This is a genomic window from Oceaniradius stylonematis, assembly GCF_965223445.1.
GTDB lineage: Bacteria > Pseudomonadota > Alphaproteobacteria > Rhizobiales > Rhizobiaceae > Roseitalea > Roseitalea stylonematis.
The window spans coordinates 2,739,047-2,758,823 of record NZ_OZ244994.1; the positions used below are offsets into that span (position 1 = coordinate 2,739,047).

Genomic DNA, 19,777 nt, shown 5'->3' on the forward strand with positions numbered 1-19,777 from the left:
CAGGATGCGCCGCCCGCCGGCGGCGCCCTGTTGTCCGCTAGACGTGGATCGCCTTGCCGCCGATGGCGAAACAGGCTTCCTGCAGTCCTTCGCCCAAGGTCGGGTGGGCGTGAATGACACCGGAAATATCGTCAACAACGGCGCCCATTTCGATGGCGACCGCAAACGCCGTTGACAGTTCGGAAATGTCGCGGCCGACCGCCTGCAAACCGAGGATGCGACCGGTGCCGCGCTCGGCGACGGCCCGCACGAAGCCCGACGCAGCCTCCATGGTCATGGCGCGTCCGCTGGCGGCGAGCGGGAACTGGCCGACGGCAACGTCGAATCCCTGTTCCGCCGCCTCATCGGGAAGCAGCCCGCAGGTGACGATCTCGGGATCGGTGAAGCACACCGCCGGGATACAGGTACGGTCCCACCGCGCGCGATGCCCGGCCACGACCTCCGCGACAAGCTCGCCCTGTGCCATGGCCTTGTGCGCCAGCATCGGATCGCCCGTGATGTCCCCGATCGCGTAGACGCCACGCATGGAGGTCGCGCAGCGGTCGTCGATCGCGATGAAACCGTCTTGCGTTATCGTCAGGGCAAGGCCATCGATGCCGGCCTCGCGGATGCGCGGCGTCCGGCCGGTCGTAACGAGGATCCGGTCCGCTTCGATCTCGCGCGGACCATCGGCGGCATGGTCGACGCGAAGTCCTTTCTTGGTGGGCTCCAGCGCTTTGGTGCGGGTCAGGACCGTCGCCCCCAGACGTTCAAGGCTCTGTTCAACCGGGCGGGTGATCGCGGCATCATATTGCGGCAGTATGCGCTCTTCGGCCTCGATGACCGTCACGCGCGAGCCGAGCTTGGCATAGGCCGTGCCCAGTTCGAGCCCGATATAGCCGCCGCCGACGACCGCCAGCGCGGACGGCGGCTCGGCCAGGGACAGCGCTTCGGTCGAACTGATGACCTTGCCGCCGAAGGGCAGCGTGGGCAGCGCCGCCGGCGCCGATCCGGAGGCCAGCACCAGTGCTTCCGTCTGGATCGTCTCCTCGCCATCCTCCGTAACGACCCGAACCGTCTTGCCGTCGAGGATTTCACCGCGTCCGCGGATGAGGCGCACGCCGGCCTTCCTGAAAAGGCCTTCGACGCCTCCATTCAGGCGGCGCACGATCGCGTCCTTCCAGTCGACCGTCTTGCCAAGGTCGATGGTCGGATCGGCCACCTTGATTCCAAGGGCGGACTGGTCCGATGCGTGCGTAATCTTGTGGAACTCGTTGGCCGCGTGGATCAGTGCCTTGGAGGGGATGCAGCCGACATTCAGGCACGTTCCGCCGGGCGCTGTTTCCTCGACGATGACGGTGTCGATGCCAATCTGCCCGGCACGGATCGCGCAGACATAGCCCCCCGGACCCGCGCCCAGCACCAGCAGGCCGCACGTGCCGGCGCTCATTGCCCGGCCTCCATGAACAGGAGCGCCGGCGTTTCCAGATGCGTCTTGAGCGTGCGGACGAAATTGGCGGCGTCCCAGCCGTCGATCACGCGGTGATCGAACGAACAGGACAGGTTCATCATCATGCGTGGCTGAAACGCCGCGCCGTCCCAGATCGGGCGCATCGCCATCTTGTTCACGCCGACAATTGCGACCTCGGGATGGTTGATGATCGGCGTCGTCGCAATCGCGCCGAGGGGCCCGAGCGACGTGATCGTGATCGTCGATCCGGTCAGCTCGTCGCGGGTCGCCTTGCCGTCGCGGGTCGTGGTCGCCAGCCGGTCGATCTCGGCGGCAAGGTCCCACAGGGTCCGCGCCTCGGCATGGCTGATGACGGGCACGGCGAGGCCGGCTTCTGTCTGGGTGGCGATGCCGATATGCACGGCCGCGTGTTCCTCGATCTCTCCGGCTTCATCGTCGAAGCGGGCATTCATGCCCGGATGGGCTTCGATGCCGCGCACCAGCGCGGTCGCAATGAACGGCAGCACGGTCAGCTTGCCGCGCTCGGGCGCGTGTTGGGCGTTCAGCTGGGCGCGCAGCGCCTCGAGCGCGGTGACGTCGATCTCCTCGACGATCGTGATGTGCGGGATGCGGCTCTTGGAAAGCGCCATCTTCTCGGCGATGCGGCGGCGCATGCCGACCACCTTGCGCGTCGTCGTACCGGTCGCGAGCCGGCGCACCTTGCCAGCGCCCTGTCGCCCTCCACCGGCGATGAAGGCATCGAGATCGTCATGGCCGATCCGGCCCGCAGGTCCGGTGCCGGCGACCTGCCGCAGATCGACACCGGCCTCGCGCGCCCGCTTGCGGATCGCTGGCGCGGCAAGCGGTCTCGGGACCGGCGCGGGCGCCCGTTCGGCTCGCCGGGGCACCGGTTGCGGTTCCGGGGATGGCGATCCTCGTCCAGCCGGCTGCGGCTCGGGTTCGGCAGGTGCGGCTGAAGCGGCTTCAAGAACGGCTTCTTCTTCGGCTTTGGCTTCGGCGGCAGGCGCATCGTCGCCGGCCGGTTCGTCGTCGCCTTCGCCGTCGATATCGAGCTGGATGAATTTCGACCCGATGGCGAGTGTGTCGCCCGGTTGTCCGGCCAGCCAGACGACACGGCCGGTCACCGTCGACGGCACCTCGACGGCGGCCTTGTCGGTCATCACCGTGCCGAGCACATCGTCCTCCCGGACCGTGTCGCCGACGGCGACGTTCCATTCGACCAGTTCGGCCTCGGCGATCCCTTCGCCGACATCGGGCAACATGATGGTGTAGACACCCATGATCAGGCCTCCATGACGGCACGGAACGCTGCGGCGACACGATCGGGGCCGGGGAAATAGGCCCATTCCTGTGCATGCGGGTAGGGCGTGTCCCAGCCGCAGACGCGCGTGACCGGCGCTTCGAGCGCGTAGAAACAGGTTTCCTGGACGACGGCGCTCAGTTCCGCGCCAAAGCCCGATGTCCGCGTCGCTTCATGGATGATCACGCACCGGCCCGTCTTGGCGACCGATGTTTCAATGGCATCCATATCGAGAGGCAAAAGGGTCCGCAGATCCATGATCTCGACGTCGAGTCCGGTCTCGTTCGCGGCCGCCTCGGCGACGTAGACCATCGTGCCGTAGGTCAGGACGGTCAGATCGGAACCGGGGCGGTAGATGGCGGCTTCGCCGAGCGGTATCGAGAAATGGCCGTCATCGACATCGCCGAGCGCATGCTTCTTCCACGGCACGACGGGACGGTCGTGATGCCCGTCAAACGGGCCGTTATAAAGGCGCTTGGGCTCGAGAACGATCACCGGATCGGGATCGTCGATCGCCGCCATCAAGAGCCCCTTGGCATCGCGCGGATTGGACGGGATGACGACCTTGAGACCCGACACATGGGTGAGAAGCGCTTCGGGGCTTTGGCTGTGGGTCTGGCCGCCAAAGATGCCGCCGCCGGTGGGCATGCGGATGACGAGCGGGCAGGTGAAGTCCCCATTGGAGCGGTGGCGGATGCGCGCCGCTTCGCTGACGATCTGGTCGTAAGCCGGGTACATGTAGTCGGCGAACTGGATTTCGACGACCGGTTTCAATCCGTAGGCGGCCATGCCGATCGCCGCACCGACAATACCGCTTTCATTGATCGGCGCATCGAAGCAGCGATGGCTGCCATATTTCTCCTGAAGCCCGGCCGTGCAGCGGAACACGCCGCCGAAATAGCCGACATCCTCGCCGAAGACGACGACCCGTTCGTCCCGGTCCATGGCGACGTCATGGGCGCTCTGAATGGCCTCGATCATCGTCATTTGCGCCATGTCAGTACCCCGCTTCCTGACGCTGCCGCCGCAGATGGTCGGGCATCTCCGCATAGACACGCTCGAACATGCTGCGCGGCGAGGGCGCGGGACCCGAGATCATCGTGCCGCAGGCCTCGGCCTTCTTCTGCGCGGCCATGACCTCGTCGAGGATTTCGGCGTCGGCCTGGATGTGCCGCTCGTCCGACCAGATGCCCAGCGTGACCAGATGCGCCTTGAGCCGGGCGACCGGATCGCCGAGCGGCCAGGCATCGAATTCGTGCTTGGTCCGGTAGGCGGCGGGATCGTCGGAGGTCGAGTGCGCACCGGCGCGATAGGTCACATGCTCGATCAGCGTCGGTCCGTGCCCGGCGCGGGCCCGAGCCGCCGCCCATTTGGCGACGGCGTGAACGGCGAGAAAATCGTTGCCGTCGACCCGGATCGACGGAATGCCGAAGCCGTGCCCGCGCGCGGCGAACGTGCCGGCATTGCCGCGCGCCATGCCCTGGAAAGTGGAGATCGCCCACTGATTGTTGACGACGTTCAGAACCACCGGCGCCTTGTAAGTCGACGCGAACACCATGGCGGCGTGAAAGTCGCTTTCGGAGGTGGACCCGTCGCCGATCCAGCCCGCCGCAATGCGCGTGTCGCCCGAGATCGCCGACGCCATCGCCCAGCCCACGGCCTGGATGAACTGGGTGCCCAGATTGCCCGAGATCGTGAAGAAGCCGTGGTCTTTTGAGGAATAGAAGATCGGCAGCTGCCGGCCTTCGAGCGGATCGCGGGCATTGGAGAAGATCTGGTTCATCATCGTCTCCAGCGGGTAGCCGCCGGCGATGAGAAGCCCCGCCTGCCGATAGGTCGGAAAGTTCATGTCGCCGTCTTCCAGCGCCCGGCGAAAGGCGCAGGCGACCGCTTCCTCGCCCAGATGCTGGGCATAGAAGCTCGTCTTGCCCTGCCGCTGCGCCTTGAGCATGCGGTCGTCGAAATGCCGCAGCGTCATCATGTCCCGCAGTCCTTGCTTGAGCTCGTCTCCCGACAGCGTGCCGGCCCACGGACCGACCGCCTCGCCCTTGCGGTTGAGGACGCGGACGATGGAAAACGCCATGTCGCGCATCTTTTCGGGCGCCTCGTCGATGGCCGGCCTGCGGACCGCACCGGCCTTCGGCACTTCGAAGTCGGAGAAGTCGGGCTCGTCGCCGGGCCGGCAGCCCGGCTCCGGGACATGGAGGCTGAGGGGATGATCGGTCATCGTCTTTCTATCTCGGCTGCATTCTGATGGCGCCGTCGATGCGCACGACCTCGCCATTCATCATCGTCGTTTCGACCAGCGCGGCGGCCATGCGGGCGAATTCCTCGGGCTGGCCGAGCCGGCGCGGGAACGGCACGCTTTGGGCGAGCGCGTCCTGAACCTCGGTCGAAAAAGCCGAGACCATCGGCGTCGCGAAAATGCCAGGTGCCAGAGTGACGACACGGATGCCGACCCCAGCAAGATCGCGCGCCATAGGCAGCGTCATTGCTGCCACACCGCCCTTGGAAGCGGCATAGGCCACCTGGCCGATCTGCCCCTCGAAGGCGGCGACGGAGGCCGTGTTGATGATGATGCCGCGCTCGCCGTCTTCGTTGGCCGGCTCGAGCGTGCTCATCCCCGTTGCGCTGAGCGTTGCGACATTGAAGGTCCCCACGAGATTGACCGCGACGACCTTGGCGAAAAGCGCCGGATCGTGCGCGCCGCTGCGCGAGACCGTTCGCGCGGCGGGCGCGATCCCGGCGCAGTTGACGCAGATGCGCTCCTGACCGTTCACCGCACGCAGGGCCGAAAGCGCTGCGTTCACGCTGTCCCAGTCGGACACATCGGCCGGCGCGAAAACGGCGTCCAGCTCGTCTGCGAGGTCTTTGCCCGCAGCCTCGTCACGATCCAGAAAACCGACCGGTGCGCCAAGGCCGGCGAAATGCCGGACGACCGCCGATCCCAGGCCCGACGCGCCGCCGGCAACGACGACAGGGGTGTGTGCTCCGATGTCCATCGCTTGCTCCTCCGAGTTGGTCGGGCAGTCTCAGCTGCCGGTGAAGGTCGGCTTCCGCTTCTCGACGAAGGCCGCCATGCCCTCGCGCTGGTCTTCGGTCGCAAAAAGCGAGTGAAACACCCGGCGTTCGAAGAGTGCGCCTTCCGACAGCGAGACCTCGTCGGCACGGTTCACGGCATCGCGGGCCAGAAGCGTGGCCGGTTTCGAATAGCCGGCGATGGTCTCGGCCGCCTTCAAGGCGGTTTCCACGACCGCATCGTCATCGACGAGGCGCGCAACAAGGCCGGCGGCGAGCGCCTCGGCGGCGTCCATCATCCGGCCTGTCAGAATCAGATCCATGGCCAGCGCGCGACCCACCAGCCGGGGCAGCCGCTGCGTGCCGCCCATGCCCGGCATGACACCGAGCTTGATCTCCGGCAGGCCGAATTTCGCCGAGCGGCCGGCGATCGCGAAATCGCACATCAGCATCAGTTCGCAGCCACCACCCAGCGCGTAGCCGTTGACGGCGGCGATGCGCGGTGTGCGCAGGCGGGCAAATGTCTCCCATTCGGCGAAATGATCGTCGCGCGCCATGGCCTGATAGGACTTGTCCTGCATCTCCTTGATGTCCGCGCCGGCGGCTAATGCCTTGTCGTTGCCGGTAATGACCACGCAGCCGAGCGCCGGGTCTTTGTCCGCCGGCACCAGCAGCGCGTTGAGCTCGCGCACCGTGTCCCGATTGAGCGCGTTGAGCTGCCGGGGTCGGTTGAGGGTGATCAGCAGGACGCGGTCGCGCCGTTCCCAGACGATCGCAGGCCCGCTCATGACCGCCTCTTCATGGCTTCGATATGTTTGAGGATCGCGGAGAAATCCTTGCCCGTGCCGGTGCCTTCCACGAACGCCCTGTAGAGATCGGATGCCGTCGCTCCAAGCGGCGTCGCGGTTCCGGACGCGCCGGCGGCCTTCTGGCTCAAGTCGAGATCCTTGAGCATCAGTTCGGCGGCAAAGCCGGGCTTGTAATCATTGTCGGCCGGGGAGGCGGGTCCGATGCCCGGCATCGGGCAGTAGGTGTTGATCGACCAGCACTGGCCCGACGACGTCGAGACCACGTCGAAGAAGGCCTGCCGGTCGAGCCCGAGACTGTCGGCCAGAGCGATCGCCTCGCAGGTGCCGGCCATGGTGATGCCGAGCAGCATGTTGTTGCAGATCTTGGCGGCCTGTCCCGAGCCGGACGGGCCGCAGGCAATGGCGCGCTGACCCATCGTGTCGAGCAGTGGCGCGGCCCGCTCGAATGCGGCCGGCGAGCCGCCGACCATGAATGTCAGCGTGCCGGCCTGCGCCCCTGCAACGCCGCCGGATACCGGGGCATCCAGCGCCAGATGTCCGGCTTGTTCGGCTTCACGGGCCGCGGCGACCGCACTGTCCACATCGGCGGTCGTGCAGTCGACAAAAAGGCTCCCGGCGGGCGCCGCCGGAACGATGTGCGCATAGACCTGGCGCAGGATGTCGCCGTTGGGGAGCATGGTGATCACCGCCTCGGCATCGGCGACGGCGTCGGTTGCCGACGCAGCGAGTTCGATCCCGTCGACCGCGGTCAATTGGGCGTCGAAACCGATCAGATCATGTCCGGCGGCGACGAGGTTGCGCGCCATCGGTGCGCCCATATTGCCAAGTCCGAGGAATGCGATCTTCATGCGGGTCGCTCCAGATAGGAAAAGTCTCCGCCGGGCGCCTTTTCGGAAAACTCGGAAAGCAGCGGGTCCGGCACGTCTTGCAGCATCCTGTAGCGCCATTGCGGATTGCGGTCCTTGTCGATGACGGCGGCGCGGATGCCTTCGATCAGTTCGGCGCGTTCGGTCGCCCGCGACGTGAACCGGAATTCGTCCCGGAGGGCGGCAACGACCGATCCGTGCCGGCGCGCCTTGCGGATCGTCGACAGGGCGATGTGCTGGGACAGCACCGAGCCCGCGTCGAGTTGACCCCGGACCTCTGCGCCCCAGTCATTGTCCAGCGCGCGCAATGCCTCATGGATCAGTTCGATGGTCTCAATACCGAACACCGCGTTGATCGAGGACTTCTCGGCGGCGATGGCTGCATGGCCGGGATCGACCGCAAACTTCTTTGCCTCCGCCGGATCGCCGCTTTCGAGCAGCGCGGCACGCAGATCGTCCATTGTTCCGGCCGCGACGATCTGGTCGGCCAGACCGCAATGCACCATCTCGGCGGCATCCAGACGGCGCCCGGTCAAACCGAGAAACTCGCCGAAATGCCCCGGCGTGCGCCCGAGCAGCAGCGATGCGCCGACATCGGGGATCAGCCCGATCGCGCATTCGGGCATGGCGAAGGTGACCGTGTCGGCAACGACGCGGTGAGAGCCGTGCAGCGACACGCCAACGCCGCCGCCCATGACGATGCCGTGGACAAGGGCGACGAAGGGTTTGGGGAAATGCGCGATCTGCGCGTTCATGCGGTACTCGGCGCGCCAGAAGGCGCGGCCGAACTCGTGATCGCCCGCAAGGGCGCGCTCATACAGCACATTGATGTCGCCGCCCGCGCAGAAGGCACGCTCGCCCGCCGCATCGATCAGCACCATCGCAATGTCGCGATCACGCGCCCAGTCGGACAGCGCATTCGAAATGGCCTCGATCATGGCCGGCGACAGCGCGTTCAGCACCTTTGGCCTGTTCAGCGTGATTTGGCCGACGCGGCCCTGCCGCCGGATCAGGATTTCCGGTTCTTCGGTCATCCGCGTCCACGCTCCCGCAGAAGCGATCGCGCCGTGATGACGCGCATGATCTCGTTCGTGCCTTCGAGAATCTGGTGGACGCGCAGGTCGCGAACGATCTTCTCGATGCCGTAATCCTCAAGATAGCCATAGCCGCCGAGAAGCTGCAAAGCATCGTTGGCGACACGAAAGGCGGTGTCGGTGACGAAGCGCTTGGCCATGGCGCAGTGGACGGTCGCGTCATGGCTCTTCGTGTCGAGTTTCCACGCGGCCTGCCGCAGGAAGACGCGCGCGGCCTGCAGTTCGGTTTCCATGTCGGCGAGGCGGAACTGCAATCCCTGGAACTGGTCGATGGTCCGGCCGAACGCCTGGCGCTCGCCGACATAGTCGAGCGCCGTGCGCAAGGCGGCCTGCGCACCCCCCAGCGCGCAGGCTGCGATGTTCAGCCGCCCGCCGTCCAGGCCCGCCATGGCGAGCGCGAAGCCTTCCCCCTCCGCGCCCAGCAGATGGCTCTCCTGCACGGTGCAGTCGTCGAGTTGCACTTGCGCGGTCGGTTGGGCGCGCCAGCCCATCTTGCGCTCCGCCGCGCCGAAGCTCAGCCCATCGGCGCCGTCGGGGACGACGATCGCCGAAATGCCGCGCGGGCCGTTCTCGCCGGTGCGGCACATGACCAGATAGAGATCGGAAAACCCGCCACCCGATATGAACGCCTTGGTGCCGTTCAATGTATAGGCTCCGCCGGATTTGACTGCTCTGGTCCGCAGCGCCGCCGCATCGGACCCGGAGCCCGGCTCGGTCAGGCAGTAAGAGGCGATCGACTGCATGGAGGTCATGCTCTCCAGCCATGCTTCCTTGAACGCGTCGGTGCCATTGTGCGCGACCATGTGTGTGCACATGTTGTGGATCGAGATGAAGGCTGCAACAGACGGGCACGCCGCCGACAGCGCCTCGAACACGAGCGTCGCGTCAAGGCGTGACAAACCCGCCCCGCCCATTTGTTCGGGCACATAAAGGGCGCCGAAACCAAGCGCGCCGGCGTTTTCGAGCAGCTCTCGCGGGATCGTGCCCGCGCGCTCCCAGGCCTGGGCGTGCGGCGCGATCTGTTCCTGACCGAATTCGAAGGCCGTGTCGAAGAGCATTTGCTGCCCCTCGGAAAGCGCGAAGTCCAAACTGCTGCTCCCAATGCGTACCCGGCAGGGCTTTCCGTCTCGGAAGACTAGCCCAGCCTACGAGAAATGTGTTCCTTTATCGCTTGCCAATTCCACGTTTTCGCAGAATTATCTTTTTCGAAATATGGAAACAACATGAGAATCAACCGTGTCGAAACCAATTGACGAAATCGATCGTCGCATCCTCAGGGCCTTGGTTGCGAACGGTCGTCTGACCAATGCCGAACTGGCCAAGGCCGTCGGATTGTCGGCGAGCCCGTGCTGGCAGCGGGTCAAACGTCTGGAGGAAAAGGGCGTCATCGCCGGCTACACCGCGGTCCTCAATCATGAAGCCCTCGGTGTCGGCGAAACGGTCATGGTGGAAGTCTCGCTCGACCAGCACGAAACCGGCGTGCTTGAGGCGTTCGGCAAGGCAATGGCCGATTTTCCCGAGGTGCTCGAGGTCCATCTCATGGCGGGCGATCACGACTTCCATGTCAAGATCGTCGCCGATGGGACACGCGGTGTCGAGGAGTTCCTGCGCGAGCGTTTGTTCAAGATCGCAGGTCTGCGGCACTCCAAGTCGAGCTTTTCGCTGCGCTGCCTTAAACGGGTCAGTTCTTTCGTGCCCGTTTGACGGCGCCGCGGCGGCTGGCGTCGGCGTCAGAAACAGCTTCTGGCATCGCGCACGGCCTCGTCCAGGAAGTCGATGACGGCCCGCACGCGGCGGCTGGCATGATGGCTTTCGTGCCAGACGGCCCAATAGCTGCGCGTCAGCGCGATCTCCGGCAGAACCCGGACCAGCGCCGGGTCGTCCTCGGCCATGAAGCGGTGCAGGATGCCGATGCCCGCGCCGGCGCGCGCGACTTCGAACTGACCTGTGGCGCCCGACACCTCGATCCGCGATTGCCACTTCACCGGCAGGTCGACGGCGAAGTCCAGTTGCGAAGCGAAGATCAGGTCGTCGACATAGCCGATCAGTGTATGGTTCCGAAGATCGTCGTGGGTGCGGGGCGTCGACATCCGGGCCAGATAGTCGGCGGACGCATAAAGGCCCAGCGTGTAGTCGGTCAGCTTCTTGGCGCGCAGCCTTCCCTTGGATGGCCGCCCCACGGTTACGGCAATGTCGGCTTCGCGCCGCGACAGGGAAAAGTTGCGGGATGCCGGAACGATCTGCACCGTCAGGTGCGGATGGCGCGCGGCGAACGTGCCGATGCGCCCGGCGAGGAAGGCCACGCCGAACCCGTCGGGCGCGCCGATCCGTACGGTTCCGGTCAGCGGAGCATCGGGGCCGGCAAGGCCTGCCCGGATCCGCAAGGTTTCCGCTTCCATGCGTTCGGCGTGTTCGAGCAGCCGTGATCCGGCCTCGGTCAGGGTGCTGCCGCTGGTCGAGCGTTCGAACAGGCGTGTGCCGAGGTCTTCTTCGAGCGCCGATATGCGCCGGTTGAGGGTCGACTGGCTGATGCCCATCCGCCGGGCGGCGCCGAGGATCTGGCCGGCCCGCGCGGCTGCCAGGAAATGGCGGAGATCGTCCCAGTCCATTTGATATCCGAATTCAGATAACAGTTCGCTTCCATTATCTATATTTGTGGATGATAGGAAATGATAGCCCGTCAGCCAACAAGGATGAAGGAGCCAGAACATGACGGTAATCGGCCACTATTTGGACGGGGCGATGCGCGACGGCGCGTCCGGGCGCACGGTGCCGGTATTCAACCCGGCGGTCGGAGCGTCCGACAAGTCGGTCGCACTCGCCGATGGCAGCGAGGTCGAAGCCGCCGTTGCTGCGGCCCGAAAAGCCTGGCCGGACTGGTCGAAAACACCGCCGCTGCGCCGTGCCCGCATTCTCGACCGTTTCAAGACGCTGTTGTGGGAGCGCGCCGACGAGCTTGCCGAGACGATTTCGGCCGAGCATGGAAAGACCCACGCGGACGCACTCGGCGAGGTCACACGCGGCATCGAGGTGGTGGAGTTCGCGGTGGGCGCGCCGCACCTGCTCAAGGGCGAGTTCTCGGAAAATGTCGGCTCGGACGTCGATACCCACAGCATCCGGCAGTCGCTGGGCGTGTGCGCCGGCATCACACCCTTCAATTTTCCAACCATGGTGCCGTTGTGGATGTTCCCGGTCGCGCTTGCCTGCGGCAACACCTTCGTCCTCAAACCGTCCGAACGGGTGCCGTCCCCGGCGCTGAAGCTGGCGGCGTGGCTGGCCGAATGCGGTCTGCCGGATGGTGTCTTCAATGTCGTGCAGGGCGACAAGCAGGCCGTCGATGCGCTGCTGCATCATCCCGATGTGCGCGCGGTCAGCTTTGTCGGCTCGACGCCGGTTGCGGAGTACATCCACCGCACGGCGATGGCCAATGGCAAGCGCGTCCAGGCGCTTGGCGGCGCCAAGAACCATGCCGTGATCATGCCGGACGCCGACATGGACATGACCGCCGACGCGTTGATGGGCGCTGCCTTCGGCTCCGCCGGCGAGCGCTGCATGGCGATCTCTGTTGCCGTTCCGGTCACCGATGCCGTCGCCGACGCTCTGATCGAGCGTCTCGTACCCAAGATCGAGGCGCTCAAGATCGGCCCGGGCAGCGACCCGTCCTCCGAGATGGGGCCGCTGATCACAGCTGAACATCTGGACCGGGTTCGCGGCTATGTCGGGCGCGGCGAGGAGGAGGGCGCCAGGATCGTCACCGATGGCCGCGACTTCCGCCAGGACCGGCAGGGTTACGAGAACGGGTTCTTCATGGGGGCGACGCTTCTCGATCATGTCACGCCGGACATGGACGTGTGGAAGGACGAGATTTTCGGTCCGGTTCTGTCGGTCGTCCGGCGGCCATCGTATGAAGAGGCGATCGCGCTGATCGATCGCCACGATTATGCCAACGGAACGGCGGTTTTCACCTCCAACGGCAATACGGCGCGCCGGTTCAGCCAGGACATTGAGGTCGGCATGGTGGGCGTCAACGTGCCTATCCCCGTCCCGATGGCGTTTCATTCCTTCGGCGGCTGGAAGGCGTCCAACTTCAGCGACCACAACATGCACGGCATGGAAGGCATCCGCTTCTACACGCGCATGAAGACCACGACGACGCGCTGGCCGACCAATGCAGCCAACGCGCCTCAATTCGCCATTCCGACGCTTGGTTGACGCGATCGGACATGTGTCAGTGACCGACTGTGCAAGTGCCGGCCCGAAAAGGCCATTCGGATCGGGCACGGTCGGATTGTCTCGCGTTCCTTCTGCGTGTGAGACAGCCTCCGGCCTGCGCCTGATGCCCCCGAGAGACGGCCCATCCCCGGCGTCGATCATCGGATTTGCAATCAAGGATTGTATTGATCAAAATACATCCCAAGATTGCAGGCTCGTCGGCGTTTTTCGAAACAGGACCTGCCGGCAAAGGCTATGGAAGAAGACCGGTGCGGCATGGCAGCAATCGAGATCGTTCCCGAAGATGGCCGCCTGCTCGATACCGTCGAATCCGAGGTGCGCGCCCGCTTGGGCCCGGTTGCCCTGCAGACCGACTTCCGCCGCGGCGCCGCCGGCCCGTTCGATGTCAGCGTGTTCGTCAAGTCGAAGATCGACAAGAGCGCGGGCGAGGGACTTGTCCGGGATCTGTCGGCGAGCCCGCAGGTCGAGACGGCACGGCTTGCAAGGCAGAAGCTCGCCATACGCTTCACCGACGCTTTCGTATCGGAATTGCTCGACAGACACGCCCGTGGCGATCGTGCCTCCGGCGCCCATGCCGCGCGCCGCGTCGTTGTGTGCTTTTGCGATCCCAATGCCAACAAGGCGCTCCATGTCGGCCATCTTCGCAATGCGGCCATAGGCGGTGCCATTGCCGCCCTCTGGCGTTCGCTCGGCGCCGAGGTGGAATGCCAAAGCGTTGTCTGCGACATCGGGCGCAATGTTGCCGAGGCACTGGCGGGTCTGATGGCGGCTGGCGCCGGGCCAGCGCTCGCAGCCCCGGGGCCGTTGGCCCCGCGCCTTGGCGAACTCTATGCGACCTATGTGCGCGACGCTCAGGTATCGACGGATGGCCAGGCGGAGGCCGACGCGCCGATCGCCCGTGAAGTCGCGCGGCACGATGACGAGGCCGACATGGTGCTCGATCGCTGGCGTGCCCATGATCCCGACCTTCGCGCGCTGTGGAAATCGGTGATCGAACGCGTGGTCCGGGAGCAGGAGGCGACGCTGGCGCGGCTCGGAATCGGTTTTGAGCGGCTTGTCTACGAATCGGATGCCGTGTCCGGCGCCGACGCGACGATCGGCAGGCTGGCCGCGGCGGGGCTGGCCTTTCGCGAGGCCTCAGGCGCCGCCGTGCTGGAAACCGGTCGCGCCGATTACGCCCGCTGCCCGCTTTCGCGCTCCGATGGCTTTCCCACCGAACATCTGCGCGCTCTGGCCCTTTGGGACGGTTTGCGCGACGGGTTCAGCGATGCCGATCCTGTCGTCCATGTGATGGGCCAGGAGTGGCGCACGAGCACCGAAATCCGGCTCGATGCATTGGAAAACATGCGACAAACCGGTTTTCCATCACGCTACCGGATCGTGCCCCACCAGCTGGTTCGCCTCGAAGGCTCGGACATGAAGTCAAGTTCAGGCTCGGTGCTTTTGCTGGACGATCTTTGCGATGAGGTGGACGCCGTCCTGACCCGGTCGGGCTTTTATGGCGATCCGCAGGAAGCGGTCGCCATGGCGCGCGCCGCCGTCATGGCACCGATGCTCGAAGCCGATCTGGAGGACAGCATCGACATTTCGCCTGACGCCTTGCTCGATCAGGACCTGAATCCGGGGTTGCGGATCGCGCGGGCCATCGCCGCAACCAACAATGCGAACGGCGTTGATGCGATCACGCCGAAAGTCCGCTTCCTCGCTTTCCAGAACGAGCGCATCGCACGCATGACCGAGACCGCCGCCTTGAAGGCCGAACCCAAACTTCTGGTCCGTCAGCTCATCCGGCTCGCCGACGAGCGCCTGGCGCCCGATGCCGATGCCGAGGGCGACGCGCTTTATGCCGATGTCGAGGGCGACGCGCTTTTGCGGCGTGTGCTGTTGCGCGGCGTCGCCGCGCTCGGTTGGCGGGAGTAAGAAGGCCGCGGACATCGCCGCGGCCTATCCAGGGCATCTTTGTTCCAGGGCATCTGTCCAGGGCATCACTCCAGGGCATCCTCATCCGTTTTCCAGGATGTCGGTCAGGGCCTCATGTCGGCACCGCGCTTAGCGCGCTGGAACCGCATCGAGGCTGGCCAGCGCTCTCGAGACGATTGGCGCAGCGCTGGCAACTGGCATCGCATCGCGTGCGAATGGTTGCGCAGCTGGAACGCCGACGTCCTTGAGATCGGCCAGTGGCACCGCCTTGAGCGGTGGCATCCCTGCGGGTGGCATGCCTTCAGGTGGCATTCCCGCAGGTGGCAATCCTGCCACTGGCAATCCCGCGGCTGGAACCGACTGGCTAGCCAGTGGCGCCGAAACCGCCGAGAGGCGCGAGCTTGCTCGAGAGAGCGTCGCCCGGATCTCTTCGATCGCTGGAGCTTTGTTGAAAGCTGGAACTTTGGCCATTTGTAATCACCTCCTTTCTTATCCGGGTCGGATTGTGTTGCCGCCGGAACGGCGCTGGCGCTCACCGGCGCCGCCGCGGCAATGGCAGATGTTTGTTTGGCGCATCTGACGGGACTCGAACCCGCACCTTCCAGCCCCCAAAGCTGGTGCTCTTGAGCCGTAGGAGGCGCCGTTCCGCATACGAACCGCTTTCTCGTGACGATGCCCTGGTGAATCACGATCAGCGAGCCGAAGTTTCCGGGTTTCCCGTTCCAGCCGCGTATCCGGTTGAGCTACAGATGCAATTGAGATCCTCCGTTCGTCTCAGGCGGGCTTGCGCGCGACCAATATGACGTTTTCGCGGCCGTCCAGACGGATGTAGTCCGGCGTACCGCGCCGGTTGAAGAACGCCGCCTGTTCGACCGTCAGCCCGGCGCGCCGCGCGGATCGCGCGAGCACCGCCGGATCGAGCAGGTGCAGAAAGCGCGGCAGTTCGCTGACAGTCGGATCGTTTGAATAGGAGGGCAGGTCTTCGCATTCGCCGGGCCATTCGGCACCGGCGGCGACGGCCGCTTCATAGGCCGGGATGAAGCCGCGAACGTTGCCGGCATAGGGAGAGCCCGATATCGACAGAAACAGACCGCCCGGCGCCAGCCAGCGCGCAATGGCGGCGAAGCCGTTTTCGATGTCTTGGCCAGTCAAAAAGTTCAACAGGTTAGACGCATGGATGACGTCAAATGCGGCAGCCTGGTAGTGCAGGTCGCCGGGGAAGCGGCCCGGGACGGTGACCAGCCGGTCTCGCGAAGCGGCGGGCGCGTTTTCCCGGACCAGGCGCAGATGCTCGTCGTCGACATCGTTTGCATGCACGGTGGCACCGGTTTCGAGGGCGGCCAGCGCTGCGACGCCCATGGCGCAGCCAATGTCCAGCACCGGCCGTTTCGCGTCGCGCGAAGCGTCGACGAAACGTTGATTGATCTCGTTGAGCCGCGTCGTGGTGCGGCCAAGCTTGTTGAGTGTGACGACGCTCGTCGGATCGGGCGCGCTGCGTATCTGGTTCACTGCATCAACTCACTGGCAAAGGAGCGGTAGCGGGCCTGCAAGTCGGCGGCGGCCGCATCGACGTCATCGACGTGCATTTCGCGGCATCGATAGCCGAAGGTTTCGGTCAATACGGACATCTCCTCCTCGGCAAAGACGATGGTCCCGTCGGGACGTATGTCCTCGATGCCCTCGACATGGGCGCCTTGTGTGTTGACCGCGACCGCCTTGTCCTGGTCGAAGCCGCCGGCGCAATCGAGCGCGACACCCTCACTGCCGACATGGGCCGGATATCCGCCGGCAAGCCCGTTTGGCCCGGGAACGTGGATCCGGTGCGTTTGCTCGTCGTCCAGCAGCGCTGCCGCGACCGCTGCGATACCCGACGAAGCCACCACCTGTCCTGCAACGCCCCGGACGCGCTTGAACTTGCCCACCACGCTGGCAAAGAGCGCTTCCTGGTCGATTTCGTCGGCCACTTCGCGGCCTCCGTGCCTGACGCTCAGCGCATAGGGCGCCGGATCGGGTTTGCCGGTGCTCGAGATCGCGTTGCAGGCCACGTGATGGGCCGCAAAGCGCAGCGTCAGCTCCCGCCGGTCGACGCCGAGCATTTCGGCGCAGGCGCGCTCGAGCGTCGGTATCAGGTTGGCGATGTTTCCGCCGCCGACAAGCGGCGCGAGACCGACCGTCGCGAGCGCCGGATTGACGCCGTCCGGAAACGAGCCGTTGACGACGGGCGCGGCGGTTCCGCTGTCGGCGACGGCGCGCATGACGGCACGGGTCGTCGCCAGATGATTGGGCAGCCAGGGGCCGATCTTGGCGCGTTCCAGGCGCTTGTGGATGTCCCCGGGCAGCAGCGATATCGCCCAGAACGTCTGCAGGCTTGTCGCGTTCACGATCAGATCCGGCGCCGTTTCCGCAATCAGCGATGCGGTCGCGTCCAAGTCCGTCACATCGACGCTGCGCCACTCCAACTGCGGCTCGAAGCCAAGATTCAGCGCAACCGTGATCGCCAGGTTTGCCCGTTCGCCGACCCGCGCGGCATCGCGCGCGGCGAGGATGACCCGGAAGCGGTCGTCCATGCGGGTGAGAAGGTCGGCCACATTGCCGCCGATGACGCCGGCGCCGAGCACCAGGATCGTCTTGCGCGGGGCCGTCACCATCTCATGTCCGCCAGTGTTGCATCGGGCACCGCGGCATGCTCGTCGCACAGCCGTGCCAGCGCTTCGTCGCACAGTGCGCCATCGGGTCCCTTGTGCAATGCGGCCCCGTGAATGCCGGTCGCGGTTACCAGCAGTGTGCGCGCACCGAATGCCGCGGCACCGCCGATATCGGTCGCAAGAGAGTCCCCGACCATCAGCAACCGTTCCGGAGAAAATGTCCTGGACGCGAACGCCGCGGAAAGATGGGCAATGGCGGCCGCAAAGATCGTGCCGTGCGGCTTTCCGAACAGGTGGGGCTCTCCGCCGGCCGCGCGGTAATGGGGCGCCAGTGCGCCGGCGCCGATGCGGATCTGGTCGCCGAGACGCACGCGGGCGTCGGCATTGCTGATCAGGAACGGCAGACCCCGCCCGGCGGCACGTCGCAATATGTCCAGATGGCTCTCGCTGATACCGGCCTCGTTCAGAATGCCCATTCCGAGCAGAACATCGGCCGCTTCGACATCCTCGACGACGACGAGGCCGGCCTCTTCGGCCCAGTGTCCTCCCGGTTGTTCGCCCACAAGAAGAACCTTGTCGCCAAATGCGCGACCGCCGACCTTCCGCGTCACCGCGCAGTCAAAGGCCAGATCGCCGCCGGTGATGATCGCGGTGTAGCTTGTCGGCGGAATGCCCAGCCTTGAAAGCTTTTCGGCAAGGTCGTTTCCGCGCCGGGAGGTGTTGGACAAAAGCATCACGGGCCGGCCCGTCTCGATCAGGCGGTTCAGTGCCGAAACGCCGGGCTCGAACGCTTTCTCGCCATCGGTCAGAACGCCCCAGACATCCATCAGAACCGCATCGCAGCCCCCGACCGCTTCTTGGAGTCCATTGACGGCGTGCGGCCTCGTTCCGTTCAACGAACGGCGTCGGCTTGGCGGCGGGATTGTGAGCGCCCGGGCCATGGCCGGCTCGACCCGGTCCGTCATGGCCTTGTCGATGATGCTCCGGCCTTCGGCAAAACCCTTTTCGAAGGATGCTTCATGCGCCGGCGACCATTGATCGTCCCAATCGGCTTCCAGCGCGCGCGAGGCCGTGTAGGTGAACGACGTGCCGACGGAGGCGACATTCACGCGCAGGCGGAAGCCGTCGAACCCGTGCGATTGGGCCGGGGAAAAGGCGACCTTGCAACTGTCCAGGAACCAGCGGGCCAGATCGGCGCTGTCGGAAAAACGAAGCCCGTTCCGGCGGGCCGCATCGACAAAGCCGCCGAAGTCCAGAAGGATCGAGTGTCCTGCCTCCGGCATGTGGTCCACCGCAAGAAGCGGAGCCCGATGGCCCGTCAGGGTCCGCAGCCGGGTGTCCATCTGGCCGACGATTTTCGCAACCTGTTGCAGCCGCCTGCCGATCTCACGCACGTTCTGTGAACGGAAGCCGCCGGGAGCCCGAAGCGAGGCCAGCGCTGCGACCTTGACCAGATGCGGCAGCGATGCCGAACTGGCGGTGATGTAGTCGCGCAAGGGTTTGATGAGCGCCGATGCGCCGCAGCCCCAGCCGATCCGCAGATTGGCCAGGCCATGAAGCTTGCTGGCGCCGGCGACCGTCAAAACACGGTCTGCCGCCGATGTTGCCGCCAATCGCTGCGGGTTTGCGCCCTTGCCGAACGTGCAGTTGGCGAACAGCGCATCCTCGATGGCCCACATCTCGTGACGTGCGATCAGCGCGCCGATCATTTCGATCTCGCCCCGGTCGCAAATGGCGCCGGTCATCGACGGATTGAACAGGACCAGGACCGGCGGCCTTGCCGCAGACAGTGCCGAAAGATGCGCTTCAAGCCGCGCCGCCGACGGCCGATGTCCTTCCTCGGCGCTGGTGGGAACCACGTGCAGGTCGAGATTGCGATAGGCGCACCAGGAGGCGAGCGGATGATAGTGGCCCGAAAAGGTCACGACCGTGTCGCCCGGCTCAGTCATCAGTTCGAGCGCGGCGATGATCAGCCGTGTCGTTCCCGCGTCGAACGCGACATTGGCCGCGTGCGCGCCCGGCACGCCGATCGCCGACATCTCGGCGGCGACCGCCTCTTCGAGCTCGGTGAACCGCTGCAGGAACATGTAGTTTTCCAGCGGCATGCTTTCGGGATCGGCCAGTGCGCGCATCATTGCCGATATCGCCTCGGGATAGGGGCGGCGGACGCCTTCTCCGTGCGCGAACGAGACGACGTCGGGGTCGAACATGGACGGACCTCGGCCGCTCCGGACGTCGTCGCTGCCCATGAGCGCGTCACGGGCTCGCTGGAGCATGACATAATCGGCGCTTTGGCTTGCGGTCCGGAGGCTTGCCATCATTTATCGTGCCGTCCCGCCCTTCATGACAGGGCCTGATGCAACTATTTGACTTGTAAGTTTAAATATTAATCTCTGATACTGGTCTCAGATGTTATTGAATGCGTAAATAGAGTCAACCTAG

16 protein-coding genes and 1 tRNA gene are annotated in these 19,777 nt (G+C 65.4%); 3 read left to right on the forward strand and 14 right to left on the reverse strand.

Annotated elements, in window-relative coordinates:
• Window positions 1-37: 37 nt before the first annotated feature.
• The 9 genes from lpdA to ACOQOU_RS13575 are packed head-to-tail and all read right to left on the reverse strand — an operon-like array spanning window position 38 to window position 9,625.
• Window positions 38-1,429 (reverse strand): dihydrolipoyl dehydrogenase, encoded by a 1,392-nt coding sequence (gene lpdA, locus ACOQOU_RS13535; protein ID WP_306025271.1) that lies wholly within the window; start codon window positions 1,427-1,429, stop codon window positions 38-40.
• Window positions 1,426-2,730, reverse strand: a complete 1,305-nt coding sequence (locus ACOQOU_RS13540; RefSeq protein ID WP_109766547.1) for a dihydrolipoamide acetyltransferase family protein — start codon at window positions 2,728-2,730, stop codon at window positions 1,426-1,428. The genes lpdA and ACOQOU_RS13540 overlap by 4 nt, the downstream gene beginning before the upstream one ends.
• Window positions 2,731-2,732: 2 nt before the next feature.
• Window positions 2,733-3,746: an alpha-ketoacid dehydrogenase subunit beta gene (locus tag ACOQOU_RS13545; RefSeq protein WP_109766548.1), complete on the reverse strand. Its 1,014-nt coding sequence runs from the start codon at window positions 3,744-3,746 to the stop codon at window positions 2,733-2,735.
• A gap of 1 nt (window position 3,747) precedes the next feature.
• Window positions 3,748-4,977 carry a 3-methyl-2-oxobutanoate dehydrogenase (2-methylpropanoyl-transferring) subunit alpha gene (locus ACOQOU_RS13550; protein ID WP_109766549.1) on the reverse strand — a complete coding sequence of 410 codons (1,230 nt, stop codon included), beginning with the start codon at window positions 4,975-4,977 and terminating at the stop codon, window positions 3,748-3,750.
• Between the two features lie 7 nt (window positions 4,978-4,984).
• A complete protein-coding gene (locus ACOQOU_RS13555; RefSeq protein WP_109766550.1) occupies window positions 4,985-5,752 on the reverse strand; it encodes an SDR family NAD(P)-dependent oxidoreductase in 768 nt (255 codons plus the stop codon).
• Between the two features lie 30 nt (window positions 5,753-5,782).
• A complete protein-coding gene (locus ACOQOU_RS13560) occupies window positions 5,783-6,556 on the reverse strand; it encodes an enoyl-CoA hydratase-related protein (protein WP_306025272.1) in 774 nt (257 codons plus the stop codon).
• Window positions 6,553-7,425 carry a 3-hydroxyisobutyrate dehydrogenase gene (mmsB, locus tag ACOQOU_RS13565; RefSeq protein ID WP_306025273.1) on the reverse strand — a complete coding sequence of 291 codons (873 nt, stop codon included), beginning with the start codon at window positions 7,423-7,425 and terminating at the stop codon, window positions 6,553-6,555. The genes ACOQOU_RS13560 and mmsB overlap by 4 nt, the downstream gene beginning before the upstream one ends.
• Window positions 7,422-8,477: an enoyl-CoA hydratase/isomerase family protein gene (locus ACOQOU_RS13570; protein WP_306025274.1), complete on the reverse strand. Its 1,056-nt coding sequence runs from the start codon at window positions 8,475-8,477 to the stop codon at window positions 7,422-7,424. Before ACOQOU_RS13570 ends, mmsB begins: the two co-directional genes overlap by 4 nt.
• On the reverse strand, window positions 8,474-9,625 hold the full coding sequence (locus ACOQOU_RS13575; RefSeq protein WP_306025275.1) for an acyl-CoA dehydrogenase family protein: 1,152 nt from the start codon (window positions 9,623-9,625) through the stop codon (window positions 8,474-8,476). Before ACOQOU_RS13575 ends, ACOQOU_RS13570 begins: the two co-directional genes overlap by 4 nt.
• Before the next feature lie 148 nt (window positions 9,626-9,773).
• Here ACOQOU_RS13575 and ACOQOU_RS13580 point away from each other — a divergent pair, with 148 nt between their 5' ends.
• On the forward strand, window positions 9,774-10,241 hold the full coding sequence (locus ACOQOU_RS13580; protein ID WP_109766555.1) for an Lrp/AsnC family transcriptional regulator: 468 nt from the start codon (window positions 9,774-9,776) through the stop codon (window positions 10,239-10,241).
• 26 nt (window positions 10,242-10,267) lie between these two features.
• Here the strand turns inward: ACOQOU_RS13580 and ACOQOU_RS13585 are convergent, their stop codons facing one another.
• A complete protein-coding gene (locus tag ACOQOU_RS13585; RefSeq protein WP_109766556.1) occupies window positions 10,268-11,146 on the reverse strand; it encodes a LysR family transcriptional regulator in 879 nt (292 codons plus the stop codon).
• Between the two features lie 100 nt (window positions 11,147-11,246).
• Between ACOQOU_RS13585 and ACOQOU_RS13590 the strand changes: the two genes are divergently transcribed.
• Together ACOQOU_RS13590 and argS are read left to right on the forward strand one after the other, a co-directional pair.
• Window positions 11,247-12,749 carry a CoA-acylating methylmalonate-semialdehyde dehydrogenase gene (locus tag ACOQOU_RS13590; protein WP_306025276.1) on the forward strand — a complete coding sequence of 501 codons (1,503 nt, stop codon included), beginning with the start codon at window positions 11,247-11,249 and terminating at the stop codon, window positions 12,747-12,749.
• A 276-nt stretch (window positions 12,750-13,025) separates the two neighbouring features.
• Window positions 13,026-14,690: an arginine--tRNA ligase gene (argS, locus tag ACOQOU_RS13595; protein ID WP_306025277.1), complete on the forward strand. Its 1,665-nt coding sequence runs from the start codon at window positions 13,026-13,028 to the stop codon at window positions 14,688-14,690.
• Window positions 14,691-15,258: 568 nt separating this feature from the next.
• On the opposite strand, the gene ACOQOU_RS13600 is transcribed toward argS, so the two are convergent.
• The 4 genes from ACOQOU_RS13600 to ACOQOU_RS13615 all read right to left on the reverse strand — a co-directional run bounded on the left by ACOQOU_RS13600 (window position 15,259) and on the right by ACOQOU_RS13615 (window position 19,545).
• Window positions 15,259-15,443: transfer RNA gene (locus ACOQOU_RS13600), tRNA-Pro, on the reverse strand.
• A gap of 21 nt (window positions 15,444-15,464) precedes the next feature.
• Window positions 15,465-16,199 carry a class I SAM-dependent methyltransferase gene (locus ACOQOU_RS13605; RefSeq protein WP_306025278.1) on the reverse strand — a complete coding sequence of 245 codons (735 nt, stop codon included), beginning with the start codon at window positions 16,197-16,199 and terminating at the stop codon, window positions 15,465-15,467.
• Window positions 16,196-17,338, reverse strand: coding sequence for a saccharopine dehydrogenase NADP-binding domain-containing protein (locus ACOQOU_RS13610; protein ID WP_306025279.1), 1,143 nt, complete (start codon window positions 17,336-17,338; stop codon window positions 16,196-16,198). Before ACOQOU_RS13610 ends, ACOQOU_RS13605 begins: the two co-directional genes overlap by 4 nt.
• Window positions 17,332-19,545 carry a TIGR01459 family HAD-type hydrolase gene (locus ACOQOU_RS13615; protein ID WP_306025280.1) on the reverse strand — a complete coding sequence of 738 codons (2,214 nt, stop codon included), beginning with the start codon at window positions 19,543-19,545 and terminating at the stop codon, window positions 17,332-17,334. The genes ACOQOU_RS13610 and ACOQOU_RS13615 overlap by 7 nt, the downstream gene beginning before the upstream one ends.
• Between the last annotated feature and the right edge of the window lie 232 nt (window positions 19,546-19,777).

Excerpts from the sequence above, each read along its gene's own strand:
- ACOQOU_RS13615 (WP_306025280.1), bottom strand. The coding sequence starts at position 19,545 with ATGTTCGACCCCGACGTCGTCTCGTTCGCGCACGGAGAAGGCGTCCGC.
- ACOQOU_RS13570 (WP_306025274.1), bottom strand. The coding sequence starts at position 8,477 with ATGACCGAAGAACCGGAAATCCTGATCCGGCGGCAGGGCCGCGTCGGC.
- argS (WP_306025277.1), top strand. The coding sequence starts at position 13,026 with ATGGCAGCAATCGAGATCGTTCCCGAAGATGGCCGCCTGCTCGATACC.
- ACOQOU_RS13555 (WP_109766550.1), bottom strand. The coding sequence starts at position 5,752 with ATGGACATCGGAGCACACACCCCTGTCGTCGTTGCCGGCGGCGCGTCG.
- ACOQOU_RS13590 (WP_306025276.1), top strand. The coding sequence starts at position 11,247 with ATGACGGTAATCGGCCACTATTTGGACGGGGCGATGCGCGACGGCGCG.
- mmsB (WP_306025273.1), bottom strand. The coding sequence starts at position 7,425 with ATGAAGATCGCATTCCTCGGACTTGGCAATATGGGCGCACCGATGGCG.
- ACOQOU_RS13545 (WP_109766548.1), bottom strand. The coding sequence starts at position 3,746 with ATGGCGCAAATGACGATGATCGAGGCCATTCAGAGCGCCCATGACGTC.
- ACOQOU_RS13540 (WP_109766547.1), bottom strand. The coding sequence starts at position 2,730 with ATGGGTGTCTACACCATCATGTTGCCCGATGTCGGCGAAGGGATCGCC.
- lpdA (WP_306025271.1), bottom strand. The coding sequence starts at position 1,429 with ATGAGCGCCGGCACGTGCGGCCTGCTGGTGCTGGGCGCGGGTCCGGGG.
- ACOQOU_RS13585 (WP_109766556.1), bottom strand. The coding sequence starts at position 11,146 with ATGGACTGGGACGATCTCCGCCATTTCCTGGCAGCCGCGCGGGCCGGC.
- ACOQOU_RS13610 (WP_306025279.1), bottom strand. The coding sequence starts at position 17,338 with ATGGTGACGGCCCCGCGCAAGACGATCCTGGTGCTCGGCGCCGGCGTC.
- ACOQOU_RS13550 (WP_109766549.1), bottom strand. The coding sequence starts at position 4,977 with ATGACCGATCATCCCCTCAGCCTCCATGTCCCGGAGCCGGGCTGCCGG.
- ACOQOU_RS13560 (WP_306025272.1), bottom strand. The coding sequence starts at position 6,556 with ATGAGCGGGCCTGCGATCGTCTGGGAACGGCGCGACCGCGTCCTGCTG.